A 15978-nucleotide genomic window follows, 5' to 3' on the forward strand; every position below is an offset into this window, starting at 1 on the left:
CCGCCGCCGGATTCGCCAGCACCAACCTCCCCATCCCCTGGCTCGCCAACAAACGACTGGCCTTTACGTTCGGTTGAAAAACACCAAAATGTTAGTTGGCAGAAGGTCCGTGGGAATCAAGGCTAGTGGTCCATGCGTGTTCATCGGGAGATCTTGCGGGTCTAGCTACTGCCGGCTTGGGCGGGTCAGGCGTCGGGGGTGGAGGTTTCCTTGCCGGGGCAGCTGGACATGAGCATCGCGATACCTCCGGTCACCATGATCATCGCCATCGCCGCAGTCTTGCCGCAACGGCTGCCCTTGAGGCTGCGAGTTCGTTTCCAGCGTGTTGCGTCTTTCCTTGGGCAGAGGGGTATTGAGTGGTGGGTGGCAGTGAAACGCCGATCATCAAGCCCGCGTGCAGTGGGCTGGAGTGGACGCCCGCCTGACGGAGTTGCGTCACGAGTAGGAACTTGGCTATTGGGACTGAGATGATATAATGCCCAGCCGCTTGCACGGGGTAACCGCGAGGTATGGAATGCAGCCACTCTCGAGATCGATAGTGGGCCCGGTTGGGCGACTCGTCGTTGGTGGTGTTTTCTTGGTCTGTGGCGGATGTCAGTTGGCGGTTTATGACGCTGACCGCGAGGTGTACCGCCTGATCGAGAAGCGCCAGCAAGCGGCGTTGGGCAGGACGCAGGATGCCCGGATCGACCAGGAGCGGTGGCCGGCCTGGAAGCGGCCGCCGGTTGCGGGCGCTGATTCGCCGTACAAGTTCGTGCCGCACCCGGTGGATTCGGAGATTCCGTCCTCGTTCGACACGGTGGCGACTCAGCCGGCCGGTGGGCAGGCGGCGGCGATGGCTTCGGCGGTGGTGGCCGCGCAGTCCGGGCCGGGCTCGGCGGTTGATTTCGGCTCGGCGGCCAGCCGGCCGACCGACATGTTCGGGGCGGTGACTCCTTCGGTGGCATCGGTGGAGACCCGTCCGGCCCCGGTCTCGGGGCCGGAATCTGCCGGGGTTGCGATCGGGCCGCTGACGACCGGGCCGGCGGAGAGCCAGCCTGGGGGTGAGGCGGCGCAGGTTCTGTCCCTGGCCGATTCGCTCCGCTATGCCTTCGGGCATGCCCGCGAGCTTCAGAGCGCCAAGGAGGACCTCTATTTATCGGCATTATCCCTCTCGCTGGAACGGCACCTGTGGACGCCTCAACTGGTGGGTGAGATCAGCAGCCAGTACGCGAATTACGGTCAGATCCGTAACTTCGACCACGCGATGGACATGGTTTCGAGCGTGGCCGTTCAGCAGAAGTTGCCCTACGGGGGTGAGGTGACCGCTCGTGTGCTGGGCACGCTGATGCGCGATCTGACTCACCATCTGACCGCGGGCGAGACCGGCTCGCTGGTTTTGGAGGCCCGGATTCCGTTGCTTCGCGGGGCGGGGCCGGCGGCTTTCGAGTCCCGTTACCAGGCGGAGCGGGATCTGATCTACGCGACAAGGACCTTCGAGCGGTTCCGCCGGGTGCTGGCGGTCGACATCGCCGGGGACTACTTCAACCTGCAGCAGCTTCGCCAGGCGATCGTCAACGAGGAGGAGAGCATCAAGTCGTTCACCAGTGAAGCCGAACGGGCCCGGGCCCTGTGGCAGACCGGGCGGATTCTCCAGCTGGAAGTGCAGCGTGCCGATCAGGACCGCCTGGTGGCGATCAGCCGCAAGATCGACGCGGTCGAGGCCTACCAGAGTGCCCTGGCGGACTTCAAGATCCGGATCGGCATGCCCATGGAGCAGCAGATCGATGTCCTCCCGTTGGGGGACCCGAGTGCGGGGACGCAAGAGGGTGAGGGAGGGATGGAGGCTGCGTCGCTGGAGCAGGCCCTGCGGATGCCTGATGTGCCCGACGAAGAGGCGGTCCGCGTCGGCCTGAAGTACCGGCTCGATCTGCTGAACGATCTCGATCGGATCGACGACACCCGGCGCGGAGTGGACATTGCGGAGAACAACCTGCTGCCGGACCTGACCGCCCACGGCACGGTGACGATGAACACCGACTCGAGCGAGTTCGGCATGTTGAACTTCAAGACGGACCGAACGACCTCGCGGGGGCAGTTGACGCTCGAGTTGCCGCTGGATCGTTACCGGGAGCGCAACGACCTGCGTACCGCCCTGATTGTCAAGCGCCGTGCGGAGCGGGCCTATCAGCGGTCGCGGGACCTGGTGGAGCTTCAGATTCGTCGGGCCATTCGCCGGGTCAAGCAGCAGCAGGAAGCCCTGCAGATCCAGATGATCAACCGGGACGTGGCTCTCCAGCGCCGCGAGGGGGCTCGCATCCGGTTCAACCAGGGCCGGGTGAGCAACCGCGAAGTGGTGGATGCGGAGAACTTCCTTCTCGACGCGAGAAACAGCCTGGCTCGTGCCCAGGCGCAGGTTCGCCTGGCGATTCTGCAGTTCCGGCGGGACACGGAGACGCTGCGGATCGACGACCAGGGGCACTGGCCGACGTCCTCGCTCCGTGTCGAGGCGGGGACCGGCTCGTCTGCGCCGCGGCAGGCGGGCGGCTGAGGCCGGGGAGCGGTGAGGTGGGGGGGGCCAGCTTCCACGGGGGTTGGGAACGAGTTATAATAGAGCGTCTGGAGGTTGCGTTTTGAGTACCGCCGAAGTCGATACCCTCAAGTCGCCGGCGATTTCCGGGGTGCGGACACATCCCATTGCCGCAGAGGAGATGGCTGCCCCCGCGGAAGTGTCGGAATCCACCTGGGATCATGCCGGCTCCCTGCCCAAATCGAGGCGAATGCCCTTGGTGGTGGCCGTGGTGCTGATCGCGGCGGTGGCCGGCTACATCGGCTGGGGGAAATGGGGCAAAGCCAGTCCGCTGGCCTCGATCCAGCTGTACACCGTGCTGCCGAAGAGTTTCCCGGTCATCCTTCAGGAGAAGGGTGAACTGGACGCCTCGAACTCGATTGATATCCGCTGCGAGCTCGAGGGTCACCCGACGATCATCTATCTGATTCCCGAGGGGACGCAGGCCAAGAAGGGGGACGTGCTGGTCGAATTGTCCAGCGACACGATCGTGGACGCGATCCGTGACGGTGAGATCAAGGAAGTGACCGCGAAGGCGGCCTACGAGGCCGCGGTGAAGGGTCTGGAGATTCTCCAGGACGAGAACGCGAGCAAGATCCGCAAGGCGAGTCTCGATTTTGACCTGGCCAAGACCGCCCTTGACAAGTTCACGCTTGGGGATTCCGTGCAGTCGCGGCAGGTGGCTCAGCTGGCCATGGAGAAAGCCAAGTCGGTGCTCAAGCGAGCCCAGGACACGCTCACGGATTCCAAGGAACTCTTCAGGCAGTCGTTCTTAACCCGCCTGGAACTGGACAAGGACGAGTTTGCGGTCTATGAGGCCAACCAGGACCTGGAGAAGGCCAAGCTGGCCCTGGAGGTGCTCGAGAAGTACAGCATCCCGATGGATCTGGAGAAGGCGAAGTCCGTGGTCACGGAGGCGGAGAAGGAGCTGGTTCGGGCCCAGAAGGCGGCCGCGGCCAGCGAAGCGAAGGCCGTCGCCGAGGTGGAAGCCAAGAAGAGAGAGTTGGGCATTACCCAGGAGAAGCTTGCCAAGCTGCTCGATCAGCGGGACAAGGCGAGGATCCTGGCTCCCGCGGACGGCCTGGTGGTCTACGCCCGCGGCGAGAATCCGTGGCGCACCGAGAACATGATTGAGAAGGGAGCCACGGTTCACGAGCGGCAGTCGCTCATCACTCTTCCGGACGTCAGCTCGATGAAAGTGGTCGTTCGCGTGCACGAAGCCCAGACGGAGCGCCTTCAGCTCGGCCTGCCGGCCAGTGTCGAGATAGAGGGTTTCACCGGTCGGAAGTTCAGCGGGCGGATCTCGAAGATCGCGGTCCTGGCCGATTCGCAGAACCGCTGGATGAATCCGAACCTGAAGGAATACGTGACCGAGGTCCTGCTTGATGGCGAGTTCACCGAATTGAAGCCGGGCGTGACCGCGCGGGTGGAGATCCTGGTGGCCCAGGTCGAGAACAGCCTGGCGGTGCCGATCCAGTCGGTGTTCGCCAAGGGTGCCGAGTACTATGTCTTTGTGGAGCGGAACGGGTCGGCGGAACCCGTGCCGATCGTGCCTGGCCTGGCCAGCAACGAGTTTGTGGAGGTCAAGAAGGGGCTGGAGGGCGGGCAGAAGGTCTACCTGGCAGTCACCGACGAAATGAAGCTGAAGCTGCCTGATGCCGAGGGGGGCGTCTCCGCGATGAGTCCCAAGTCCAGGACCAAGAAGCCGGGGATCTCTGCGGGGCCTGCTCCCCCGTCGTCCGACCAGGGGGGGGGCGGTTCAGACGGGGATTCCGACCGGAGCGCCGGTAGAGGTTCTGAGAAGGGTGAGGCCAAGGGGGGTTCCGCCGGACCGCCGGCTGACCGGAACTCGGTCAAGCCGCAGAGGGGCCCGGGTCGACCGGACAGGGGCGTTGCCAGGCCGGAGTCGAGGCCCGAGACGAGCGAGATCCGGAAGTGAGCATGCTCACCGCCACTGGTCATGACGATGCTCCCCTGGCGTCGCTCGAGCAGATCAAGAAGGTCTATCGCAAGCCTGGAACCAGCGTTGAGGTTCATGCCCTGCGGGGGATCAGCCTGACCTTCCACCGGGGGGAGTATGTGGCCATCTGCGGGCACAGCGGCTCGGGCAAGAGCACGCTGATGAACCTGATCGGATGCCTGGATCGGCCCACCAGCGGCCGCTACCTGCTTGGCGGCGACGACGTGGCCAAGCTTGACGACGACACTTTGTCGGAGATTCGTGGCAGCCGGCTGGGTTTTGTCTTCCAGAACTTCAACCTCATTCCCCAGTTGACCATCCTGGAGAACCTTGAGGTTCCCCTGTTCTATCAGCGGGTTCCGGTGCGGGATCGGCGCGAACGGGCCATGTACCTGGTCGAGCGTGTCGGGCTGAGCAGCCGGGCCCACCATCGTCCGATGGAACTGTCTGGCGGCCAGCAGCAGCGGGCGGCCATCGCCCGGGCGTTAATCAACGACCCGTTGCTCATTCTGGCCGATGAGCCCACCGGCAACCTGGACACGGCGACGGGCGAGATCATCCTGGATTTGTTTGACGAGCTGAACAGCAAGATCGGCAAGACCATTCTCATGGTGACCCACGAACCCGACGTGGCCGCCCGCTGCAAGCGGGTGATTGTCCTTCGCGACGGGCGGATTCTCAGCGATGAGCGCCAAATGCCAGGGCGGCCCTCGCCAAGGCCATGGCAGCCAGCAGCAGTTCATTGACGTTCACGTGCTCATCGTTGGCATGGGCCTGCGACAGGTGCCCCGGCCCGAAGGTGACGATCTCCGCGTTGGGGAATTCGCGGGCGAAGATCCGGGCGTCGCAGGAGGCACCCCAGCCGCGGATCGGCTGGTCAGCGTAGATACCCGTCTGGCGTCCGGCCTCGAGCATGGCCCGCATCGCCGGCCCGTCTGCCGGGCGGGCGAACGCCGCGTTGCGCAGCTTGTCGAAGGTGGTCTGGCATGCGATTGTTCCCTCGGGAAGGCCCTGCGAAGCTGTGTAGAGCCGCACGCCCTTCTCAACCGCCGCTCTGATTCGTCTGCAGACCTCGTCCAATTCGTGGGTTGGCAGGAAGCCCTGGCCGCCTTCGAGGGTCAGGGTGCGGACTGGTCCTCGGTTCTGCAGCGTGACCGTCAAGCCGGCCCAGGCCGGGCCCCGCTCCCGCCGGGCGGTGACCAGCTTGCGGACGATGGCGGCCGCCTTGGTGATCGCGCCGTCGAGCCGATCGACTGAACCCATGTGGCCGGTCAGGCCGAAGACCTCGAGCCGGGCGGATTCGGGGGTGAGACTCGTCCAGGCGGTGTGGGCCTTGAGGGTGGCGTCAGCGGCGCCAGGCCGGGTTTTGTCGCCGTACCTCGCGCAGTACTCGACCAGGGCCTCGTCCACCAGCAGCCGGATTTCGTCGCCCAGGCCGCCGGTCCCTCTCAACAGCAGGGGGACGTAATCGTTGACCCGGGAGGGGTGTTGCCCATGGGTGCCGAGGATTCCGTGGCAGGTTTGCACGGGGCGATGGGGGAACAGGGGGTGGTTGCTCTCGGACTTGATGCCGTCGCCGCATCGGCTCAGCGAGCCGACCGCAAAGGCCATCGCTTCGAGGAGGTGGTCTCGGTCTGCCGGGGCGTGAGCCGGGGTATCGGTGGCGTCGAGCCGGGCGGAGTACCAGACTGCCCCCCGGTTGGCGGGATGGAATCTCAGTTGGGTGCACTCCAGGACCACGATGGCGTCGGCGGAGGCATGGGTCTTGTCCAAGGCGACCGACAGGCTGCCGTTGCCCCCGGTTTCCTCGTCGATGACGAACTCGAGGAGCAGCTCGCAGGCAGGCCGGATGCCGAACCGCTCGGCCAGGGTCTCGAGCAGCCAGGCGGTCAGCATCATGACCACGCACGCTCCCTTGTCGTCCACCGAGCCGCGTCCGTGGACTTGGTCGCCCTCGACTCGTCCGCCGACATGGGGGGCGACGGTATCGATGTGGGCATTGAGGGCCAGGACGGGGAGGTCGGGGTTCGGCCATCGGGCGAGCAGGTTACCTCGCTCTCGGTAGGTTTGGCGGACGATGTCGTTTCTGGGTCCGGTGGTCTGCCCGGTGTAGTAGGGCAGGGTGAAATCGGGATGGTCGGCGATGTCCGGGCGGATGGGCGCGCGGCTGCTGACCACGCTCGGGGCATGCGTGGTCAGGAACCGTTCGATGATGTCGAAGACCTCTTTCTCGGCCCGGGCGCAGGCCTGAGGGGAGGGCTTGGGTGTGGTGTCAATATTGACTAATTGAAGCATTTGTTCCTTTGCGGTCTGTCGGGTGGTTGGATCGGTGAGCCACGATCGGAGGAAGGCTTCGGCCTGAGCTGGCAGGGTGGGGGCGGGTAGGGGGGGCATTTCCATGGGGGGCGATTACAGCCCGAGCTTTACGTGACGTCAAGCCTTGATGTTAGGGTAGGCTCGCCAATAGAATAGGGTGTTCTGGCACGGTGGTTGTGCCGGCTGCCTACCGCCTGCCGATCCTGGTAGGCCGTGACTTGGGTATGACCGGCTGGTGGCCAGCCCCGAACTTGTTCCCCGGAATTGTATGGCCCGACGACAGAAGAAACTCGGCGAAATCCTGGTTGATTGGAAGATCATCACCCCCAAGGCGCTGGAGGACGCGCTGACCTACGCGGCCGACCACGATCGCCGGATCGGCGAGGCGTTGGTTGAGCTTGAGCTGTGCAAGGAGGACGACGTCACCAAGGCCCTGGCGACGCAGTTTGACATGGCCTACGTGGACCTGGACAAGTCCACCGACATCCGGGCCAGTCTGCACCTGATCCCGGAGAAGTTCATTCGCGATCATCAGGTTCTTCCGCTGGGTGAGGAGAACGGGCGTCTGAAGGTGATCATCAGCGACCCTCTGGATCTGGAGAAGCTGGACCTGCTCCGTTTCCGGCTGAATCCGAACCTTGAGATCTCGCTTGCCCCGCCGTCGAAGATCAAGCGCTTCATTGACACCTTCATGTCGAAGGAGAAGAGCCTGATTGGCGAGACCATGGACAGCATTGATCAGGACATGCCTGAAGATGAGGATGCCCTGAGCAGGGTCGCCGGTGACGAAGGCGACGCCCCGATCATCAAGTTGATCAATCAGCTGATTGGCGAGGCGGTTCGAATGAGGGCGAGCGACATTCACGTGGAGCCGATGGCCGACCGGGTTCGTGTCCGGTACCGCGTGGATGGTGTGTGTGCTGAGCGGGAGCGGATTCCCAAGAAGCTGCAGGGCTCGGTGACTGCCCGTTTGAAGCTGATGGCCGGCATCGACCTGTCGGAGAAGCGAATTCCGCAGGACGGTCGTATCAAGCTGAACGTAGGCGGCAAAGACATCGACTTCCGCGTCGCCTCCTGCCCCTCGGTCCACGGCGAGAGCATTGTGATGCGTATTCTGCGGCCTGATTCGGTCCGCGTGGGCATCCAGGCCCTGGGTTTCGAGGAGGACGACTACCAGACGTTCACCAAGATCATCCGCCGGCCGAACGGCATTTTCCTGGTGACTGGTCCGACCGGGTCGGGCAAGACGACCACGTTGTATGCCGCGCTCCAGGAGCTCAACCGTCCGGACAAGAAGATCATCACTGCGGAGGACCCGGTGGAGTACAACTTTCCGGGCATGAACCAGTGTCAGGTCAAGGAAGACATTGGGTTGACCTTCGAGAAGATTCTCCGGGCGATGCTGCGTCAGGCTCCGAACATCATTCTGGTCGGTGAAATCCGTGACTTGACGGTGGGTGAAGTTGCCATTCAGGCGGCTCTGACCGGTCACCTGGTGTTCAGCACGCTGCACACCAACGACGCCCCGAGCGCGATCACGCGTCTGATTGACATGGGGGTGAAGCCGTTCCTGGTGGCCAGTTCGATCCAGGCGATCATGGCCCAGCGGCTGGTGCGTATCCTGTGTACCGAGTGCAAGCAGCCGGATCCGTCGCCGGATCCGAGCTACTTGCGTGTCCTGGGCTACACCCAGGCGGAGATCGAGGGCACCAAGTTCTTGCGCGGGGCGGGGTGCAAGCGATGCAATGGAACGGGTTTTCGTGGCCGAATGGGCATCTTTGAGATGATGATTATGAACAATGAGCTGCGTGAGCTGGCCTTCAACCGTGCGGCGACCAGCCAGATACGTCGTGCGGCCAAGGCCTCGGGCATGCGGAATCTGCTCGCCGACGGCAAGCTGAAGATCCAGCGTGGCACGACGACGCTGGAAGAAGTCGCCAAGCATGCCCAGGCGGAAGGTATCATTATCGACGAGTAACGTCTCAACAGGTGAGCGCGGAGACACATGGGCACACTGCATATTGACCGTATCCTGGAAACCTGCATTAAGCGCGGGGCATCGGACATTCACTTGACCGTTGGGCGACCGCCGGTGTTGCGGTTACACGGGCACCTGCGGTCGCTGGAGACCAAGGTTCTCGAGCCGGAGGACACGGTCTCGCTGATGAAGGCCATTACCCCGGACCGCAACCAGCAGGAGATCCAGGAGGAAGGTGGCACCGACTTCGGGTTTGCGTTTGGCGACGCTGGCCGCTTCCGGGTCAGTGTCTTCCGCCAGAAGGGCAACCTGGCGGTGGTACTGCGACTGATCCCGAACAAGCTGCTGACTTTCGAGGAGATTGGCCTGCCCAAGATCGCCCAGGCCCTGTGCCGTCGACCGCGTGGCTTGTTCCTGGTCACCGGCCCGACCGGTTCCGGGAAGACCACCACGCTGGCCACGATGCTCGACTACATCAACGCCAATTTCGACCGGCACATTGTGACCGTGGAAGAGCCGATCGAGTACTACCACACGCACAAGAAGTCGCTGATCAATCAGCGTGAAGTCGGGCTGGATGTGCCGAGTTTCGCGGAGGCTCTGCGTCGCGTGCTGCGTCAGGATCCGGACGTCATTCTGGTCGGTGAGCTCCGCGACCTGGAGACGATGGAATCGGCCATTCGTGCGGCCGAGACTGGCCACCTGGTTTTCTCCACCGTGCACACTACCGGGTGTCAGGGCACGGTGAACCGGATCATTGACGCCTTTCCGCACGAGCAGCAGGAGCAGATTCGTGTCCAGCTCTCGACCAACCTGATCGCGGTGCTCTCGCAGGCCCTCTGTCCGAAGCTGGGGAAGGGCATGATTGCGGCCTACGAGTTCATGGTGGTGACGCCGGCCATCTCGAACCTGATCCGCGAGAACAAGACCTTCCGTATTGACTCGAGTATCCAGACGGGCAAGAAGTACGGGATGCAGTTGCTCGACGAGCACCTGCTGCAGCTGTTCAAGGATCACATCATCTCGGCCGAGGAGGCGATGGACAAGTCGCGTAATCCCGGTGAGATGCAGGACAAGATCGAGGCCCTGGAGAAGGGCAGTGCGTTGCCCGGGCCGGAGGGTTCCAAGAAGCCCAAGGACGAGGGTGACGATTTGCCGAGGGGACCGAAGGCCTGAGCGGGATTGCGAAGCGAAGTGGCAAGACCACGGTCCGGACTGGGGCCGGCAGGTACGAGAGAATGAGCCATGGCTGAGGAAACATCGAAACCACCGGTGGCGCCGGACGGGTCGAAGCCGCCGCCGCGCAAGGGCCTTGGTCGAGACGGTGGCGGGGGCCGGAAGATGCCGCCCATCGGTCAGCTCAAGGGGCGTCCGCTGGGCCGGATCCTGATCAAGATGGGCAAGCTGAGCCGGACCCAGGTTGGCGAGGCCCTCGAGCTGCAGAAGACCAAGCACGGGCCGATTGGGCAGATCCTGGTCGAACTGGGCTATGTCGATGACAACGATGTTCGTCTGGCCCTGGGTGCCCAGGCCGGCATGGAACCGGTGGACATCTCCAAGTTTGACATTCCCACAGAGATCGTTTCGCTCGTTCCGTCGCAAGTGGCCACCACCTATCGGGTCATTCCCCTGGATTACGAGCCGTCCACCAAGCTGCTGACCATCGCTCTGGACGACCCATCGAACTTTCAGGCCACCGACGATCTCAAGACACTGATGGGCTTTCAGGTTCGGGCCTGCATTACCACGCCCGACGACATGAGTGCCGCCCAGGCGCGTTACTACCCGGAGGACAAGGCCGAGTCGATCACCGACCTGATCACCGAGATTGCCGGCGACGAGGATCTCTCCAAGTTCGAGGGCCGCAACGAGTCCATCGACCTCGATGAGCTCAAGGAGCTCGCGGACTCGAACCCGGTCAAGCGGCTGCTCAACCTCGTGCTCCTGCAGGCCATTCGGGACAAGGCCAGCGATATTCACTTTGAGCCGTTCGAGGACGAGTACAAGATGCGGTACCGCATCGACGGCGTGCTCTACGAGATGATGCCGCCGCCCCGGCACATCGCCGTCGCCATTGCCAGCCGTATCAAGGTGATGGCCAACCTGAACATTGCCGAGCGGCGCATGCCCCAGGACGGCCGTATCGAACTTGCGGTGGCCGGCAACCCGGTGGACCTTCGCGTGGCCGTGCTCCCGACCATGTTCGGCGAGAGTGTGGTCATGCGTGTCCTCGACCGTGGCAACGTCTCGCTGAGCCTCGAGCGTCTTGGGATGCGCGACGAGCAGCTGGGCATCTTTCGCCAGCTGATCAACAAGCCCAACGGCATCATCATCAACACCGGCCCGACCGGGTCCGGCAAGACCACCACCCTGTACGCGGCCCTCAATGATTTGAACACCATCGACACCAAGATCCTGACGGCCGAGGACCCGGTCGAGTACGACATTGACGGACTGATCCAATGTCAGATCAACACGGATTTGGGTATGACCTTCGGCAAGGCCCTACGGAGCTTCCTGCGTCAGGACCCGGATATCATTCTGGTGGGTGAGATCCGCGATCTGGAGACCGCCCAGATCGCCGTGCAGGCGTCCTTGACCGGACACCTGGTATTCACGACCCTCCATACGAACGACGCGCCCTCCTCCATCGCTCGTCTGGTGGATTTGGGCTTGGAGCCGTTCCTGATTACAGCCACGCTTGAGGCCATCGTGGCTCAGCGGCTGGTTCGCCGGATTTGTGAGAACTGCAAGGACGAGTTTCATCCGACCGAGGACATGCTCATGGAGCTCGACTTGCGGCCGGAAGAGGCGGGCGGCAAGTCGTTCATGTACGGGCGCGGTTGCGACTACTGCAACAATACCGGGTATCGCGGTCGTCTGGGTCTCTTTGAAATCATGGTGATGAATGACGAGCTTCGCGATCTGGTCATGAAGCACGCCTCGACGGCTCTGCTGCGTGACTCTGCCAAGAAGGCGGGGCTTCGATCTCTTCGCGAGAACGGCCTGATGGCGATCTTTGAAGGCTTGACCACGATTGAGGAAGTGGTTCGCGAGACGATCCTCGAGGAAGTGTAGGAGACAAGGAGTGATCAGTTGTTGGTCTTCGGCGGCCCGGTTTGGATGCTCGATGGGTCTTCCGGTGACAGGGCCCCGAGGACGGAGAACGGATCACTCTTCACGGAGCGAGTGTCATGGCGACCTTCCAATATGAAGCGATGAATCAGTCCGGGCAGGAGGTCAAGGACGAGATCGAAGCCCAGACGACCGAAGACGCCCTGGCCAAGATACGCGGCCTGGGCTACTACCCCACGAAGCTCAAACAGAAGGGTGGCAAGAAGGCGGAGAAGGCCGGAGCCGCCGCCGGGGGGGCCAAGAAGAAGAAAGCGGTCGGCGGCATTGGCCGGGTCAAAGTCAAGGAAATCACCCAGTTTACCCGTCAGCTCTCGACGCTGCAGGATGCCGGTCTGCCGATCCTTCGCAGTCTGCGGATTCTCGAGCAGCAGCAGAAGCCGGGCATGATGCGGGCGATTCTCCGCAATGTGGCCGATGACATTGAGGGTGGGGCGACGCTTTCCGAGGCCATGGCCGGCCAGCCCAAGGCGTTCGATCGTCTGTTTTGCAACATGGTGGCTGCGGGCGAGACGGGCGGTGTGCTCGATGTGATTCTCCAGCGTCTGGCCGACTTTCTCGAGCGGGCCCAGCGACTCAAACGCAAGGTCATGGGGGCCATGATCTACCCGGTTGTGGTGATTGCCTTCGCCATGGGCATCGTGGCGGGCATCATGATCGCGGTGGTGCCCAAGTTCGAGGAGATCTTCAAGGATTTCGGCACGCAGCTGCCGGGCATGACCGTGATACTGATCAGCATCTCGAAGTGGTTTGTGAAAGGGACGCCGCCGGGTTGGGTGATTCTCTTGTTCACGCCGGTGATCGTCATCCTGCTCTTCAAGTTGCTGCGCATGTCGGAGGCCGGCCGCTACGGTGTTGACCTGGTTCTGATCAAGATTCCGGTGCTGGGCAACATTCTGGCCAAGTCGTCCGTCGCCCGGTTCACCCGGACGCTGGGTACGCTGCTGGCTGCGGGCGTGCCCATTCTCGAGGCCATCAACATCACCAAGGAGACGTCGGGCAACGAGGTGTACGCCCGGGCCCTGAAGAACGTGCACGACGAGATCCGCGAGGGTGAGTCGTTCGCCAACCCCCTGCGAGCGGCCAAGATTTGCGACGGCATTGTGGTCAACATGATTGACGTCGGCGAGGAGACGGGCGATCTCGACAAGATGCTCATCAAGATCGCCGACAACTACGACGAGGAAGTTGAGACACTGGTTGATGGTCTGGTGAGCTTGCTCGAGCCGGTCATGGTGGTCGTGCTGGGCGGCATCGTCGGCTTCATCGTCATCGCCCTGTTCCTGCCGCTGGTATCGCTGATCAACGCCGTGTCTGGCGGCCAGTGACAGGGGCGTTCGTCTCGCGGGCAGGAGAGATCGCCGGCCAGGAACGGCGGTCTCTCGATCATTGGGGTAATAGCCCCATCGGGTTGTGGGCTGCGGATCCGCCAGCCTGTCGGAGGCCACGGCGACGGGCGAAAGGGGTGTTGCTCCCCGCGGCAGGCGGATTGGTGCCCAGGACCGTGGTGGTCGCACACGAGGTGGCCAAGGCTTCGCGTGTATGCCCCGGCGAGGGTGTGAAGAGGTTCGAGGGGGGGGCTGGGGAGGAGAGGGGATGGGTCGGGATGGGATTCCGGCCCCGCGGAGTGCCGAGATGGCGTTTTCTGGAGCGGTGTGGACGTCCGCCGAGGCGGGATTTCCGCCTCGACGTGACTTTCTGCCCTCGAGCATGATAGTATATAAGGGGGAGGTCGGTTCGCGCCGCGCGTGTTACGCCGGTGGCGTCGGTCGCCTGCTCCTCGCCGAATCGGTCGTCGATCGGCGTGGCCTTGTTCGATACCTCATACAGGAGTCGCACTCATGTTGACTCGTCGCGTTCACTCGGCTCGTCGATCAGGCTTCACCCTGATCGAGCTCCTGACGGTGGTGGGGATCATCGCCCTGCTGATCGGGATTCTCATGCCTTCGCTGTCCCGGGCCCGGGACCAGGCCAAGCGGACCAAGGTGGCCAAGCAGCTGGACTCCATCGGGACGAACCTGGAGATGTTCCAGAATGACTTCGGGCAGTATCCGGACTCGAGCCTGGGCGCGGATCCGCTGCTCAGCACCGGGCTGTTTCCGGACGGCCGCAATCTGTCCGGGGCCCACTGGCTGGCCCGGGCGATGGTCGGTTACGACACCAAGGGCGTGGATGCCAAGGGACTGACCCTGGCTCGCTCTGGCACGTGCACGACCGCGAACTTCAAGGACCGCAAGGGGCCGTACGTGGAGGCCGAGACTTACCGGCGGGACAATGACACGGAGAAGTTCCAGGTTGGCAGCGATTCCGATTTCGTGCCCACCCAGCGGATGGTGCTTTTCGAGGACTCCTACAAGTCGCCGGTCTTGTACTACCGGGCCAAGACTCAGGCGGAGTACCCCTTCACGGCCGGCGACACCTGGACGGGGGTTTACAGTCTGAAGGACAATCAGGAGATCACCGGCAGCACAACGGCCGGCCTGAAGGGCTGGAACTTCACCGGCCAGGCTACGATCATCTCGGGCAAGAACGTGCTTCACCGCCTGGGGATTTTCGGGGCGACGAGGAGCGGAACGGTCATGACCCTGACCTCCGAGACCAGTGAGCCGCAGTCTTTTGCCAGGACGTTGTACAGCGAGAGCTCGATGAAGGTCGCCAATGTTCTGAAGCCGGTGAGGCCGGACTCGTTCGTTCTGATTACCGCGGGCAAGGACGGGGTTTTCGGGACGGCCGACGACGTGAGCAACATCAAGGCGGCCAACTGATCGTTCGTTGCGGGCCGGTACTGGGTGTCGGTTCGCCGGCCGGGCATTGCACGGCTTCTCGTGGTAAGGGGCGCGACGGAATCTGAGGTGAGTTGGACATGAAAACGGCAACACGGCATGTGGCATCCATCGGGCTTCGGCGCGGTCGTCGAGCGGGTTTCACGCTGGTCGAACTCATGGTCGTGATCGGCGTCATCGCCCTGCTCATCGCGATCGTGCTTCCAGCGGTCAACAATGCTCGAATCAAGGCCAAGGCTGCGGCCTCGAAAGCCACCATCAGTGTGCTGGAGAGCGGTACGGAGCAGTACCGGGCGAGCGACCGCCTCGAGGGTGCCTATCCGCCGTCTGCCGCCGTCGCGGCGGTCTCACCTCACGAGACGGGCAGTGCCCTGCGTGCTTTCTATGGAGCCAACCTGATCGCCTGGGCCCTGGTCGGTGCGGACATGCTGGGCACGCCCGGTTTCAGAGATGTCAACAACGTGACGCCCGGCGGACGACCGGGCTGGGCGGACGATACGGGCATTAACCTGGAGGCGGTGAAGTCCATGTCGGGCTTATACGCCCTCGATGGCGGCAAGCCGGTCCATCAGCGACAAGGGCCATTTGTGGATGTCAGCAAGCTGGTATTCCCGAAGCGGGAATCCAACGGCACCAAGTTCGAGATTGCGGCATCGAAGACGAAGTTGAACTCGATTTGTTTCCTGGATTCGTTTGGTCAGCCCATCCTCTACTACCGGGCCAAGAGTACCGGGCGGTGGCCGGTCACGAACTCGGCCGAGGTTGACGGCATCTACGACCAGCGAGACAACTCCTGGTTTACGGGCAGCCCTCTGAGCGGCAGCGAGTTCATGAACTTGGGCGCAGGACCGCACCCGATGGCCACGCTTCACGGTCCGAATGGCCAGGTGAGCAATCAGGCGATCGATAGTGGCGGCAACAGCTTTGTCCGCACGGTCTGGAATCCGGCGGCGGTGGGTGCGGTGCCTCGTCCCCACAATGCGGACAAGTTCATTCTGATATCGGCCGGGCCGGACGCTCTGTATGGCACCGCCGATGACGTCGCCAACTTCAACGTGAATCAGTAGTCGGCGTCTTCTCTCTTGATGCATTTCCGCAAGTTCCCCGGGAAGGACGGGGAGGGGGCATTCCGCGTCTAGCCCAAGTTACTGAGTTTGGCAGCGTCAGTGGTCCTGGCGATAGCGCCAAGGCCGTTTCCTTCTGAAAGTCTTCACTACATTTGCGCAGCCTCTTCGAGGTATCGCAGCCGCTGGGGCATGGT

General features: G+C 63.0%; 10 protein-coding genes. 9 read left to right on the plus strand and 1 reads right to left on the minus strand.

The window, feature by feature from the left end; genetic code table 11:
• The first annotated feature begins 598 nt into the window (after window positions 1-598).
• From KA354_23665 to KA354_23675, 3 genes are all read left to right on the plus strand, one after another.
• Window positions 599-2530, plus strand: a complete 1932-nt coding sequence (locus KA354_23665; GenBank protein MBP7937650.1) for a TolC family protein — start codon at window positions 599-601, stop codon at window positions 2528-2530.
• A gap of 82 nt (window positions 2531-2612) precedes the next feature.
• Window positions 2613-4487 (plus strand): efflux RND transporter periplasmic adaptor subunit, encoded by a 1875-nt coding sequence (locus KA354_23670; GenBank protein ID MBP7937651.1) that lies wholly within the window; start codon window positions 2613-2615, stop codon window positions 4485-4487.
• Between the two features lie 2 nt (window positions 4488-4489).
• Window positions 4490-5254, plus strand: coding sequence for an ABC transporter ATP-binding protein (locus KA354_23675; GenBank protein MBP7937652.1), 765 nt, complete (start codon window positions 4490-4492; stop codon window positions 5252-5254).
• Here KA354_23675 and KA354_23680 read toward each other — a convergent pair.
• A complete protein-coding gene (locus KA354_23680) occupies window positions 5187-6803 on the minus strand; it encodes a M20/M25/M40 family metallo-hydrolase (protein MBP7937653.1) in 1617 nt (538 codons plus the stop codon). The two genes, KA354_23675 and KA354_23680, sit on opposite strands and share 68 nt — an antisense overlap.
• A 289-nt stretch (window positions 6804-7092) precedes the next feature.
• On the opposite strand from KA354_23680, the gene tadA (KA354_23685) reads away from it, so the two are divergent.
• The 6 genes from tadA (KA354_23685) to KA354_23710 all read left to right on the plus strand — a co-directional run bounded on the left by tadA (KA354_23685) (window position 7093) and on the right by KA354_23710 (window position 15784).
• Window positions 7093-8802, plus strand: a complete 1710-nt coding sequence (tadA, locus tag KA354_23685) for a Flp pilus assembly complex ATPase component TadA (GenBank protein ID MBP7937654.1) — start codon at window positions 7093-7095, stop codon at window positions 8800-8802.
• 27 nt (window positions 8803-8829) lie between these two features.
• Window positions 8830-9978, plus strand: coding sequence for a type IV pilus twitching motility protein PilT (locus KA354_23690; protein ID MBP7937655.1), 1149 nt, complete (start codon window positions 8830-8832; stop codon window positions 9976-9978).
• 165 nt (window positions 9979-10143) lie between these two features.
• The gene (tadA, locus tag KA354_23695) at window positions 10144-11880 is read left to right on the plus strand and encodes a Flp pilus assembly complex ATPase component TadA (protein MBP7937656.1); all 1737 of its coding nucleotides are present in this window, start codon (window positions 10144-10146) and stop codon (window positions 11878-11880) included.
• 116 nt (window positions 11881-11996) lie between these two features.
• A complete protein-coding gene (locus KA354_23700; protein MBP7937657.1) occupies window positions 11997-13262 on the plus strand; it encodes a type II secretion system F family protein in 1266 nt (421 codons plus the stop codon).
• Window positions 13263-13775: 513 nt separating this feature from the next.
• On the plus strand, window positions 13776-14699 hold the full coding sequence (locus KA354_23705; GenBank protein ID MBP7937658.1) for a prepilin-type N-terminal cleavage/methylation domain-containing protein: 924 nt from the start codon (window positions 13776-13778) through the stop codon (window positions 14697-14699).
• A 98-nt stretch (window positions 14700-14797) separates the two neighbouring features.
• Entirely contained in the window at window positions 14798-15784 is a 987-nt protein-coding gene (locus KA354_23710; protein ID MBP7937659.1) for a type II secretion system protein, read from the plus strand.
• Window positions 15785-15978: the final 194 nt, after the last annotated feature.

This window comes from Phycisphaerae bacterium, from assembly GCA_018003015.1.
Classification (GTDB): Bacteria; Planctomycetota; Phycisphaerae; order UBA1845; family PWPN01; genus JAGNEZ01.

Coding starts and splice junctions, on each gene's coding strand:
- KA354_23680 (MBP7937653.1), bottom strand. CDS start 6,803: ATGCTTCAATTAGTCAATATTGACACCACACCCAAGCCCTCCCCTCAG.
- KA354_23705 (MBP7937658.1), top strand. CDS start 13,776: ATGTTGACTCGTCGCGTTCACTCGGCTCGTCGATCAGGCTTCACCCTG.
- tadA (MBP7937654.1), top strand. CDS start 7,093: ATGGCCCGACGACAGAAGAAACTCGGCGAAATCCTGGTTGATTGGAAG.
- KA354_23675 (MBP7937652.1), top strand. CDS start 4,490: ATGCTCACCGCCACTGGTCATGACGATGCTCCCCTGGCGTCGCTCGAG.
- KA354_23700 (MBP7937657.1), top strand. CDS start 11,997: ATGGCGACCTTCCAATATGAAGCGATGAATCAGTCCGGGCAGGAGGTC.
- tadA (MBP7937656.1), top strand. CDS start 10,144: ATGCCGCCCATCGGTCAGCTCAAGGGGCGTCCGCTGGGCCGGATCCTG.
- KA354_23710 (MBP7937659.1), top strand. CDS start 14,798: ATGAAAACGGCAACACGGCATGTGGCATCCATCGGGCTTCGGCGCGGT.
- KA354_23690 (MBP7937655.1), top strand. CDS start 8,830: ATGGGCACACTGCATATTGACCGTATCCTGGAAACCTGCATTAAGCGC.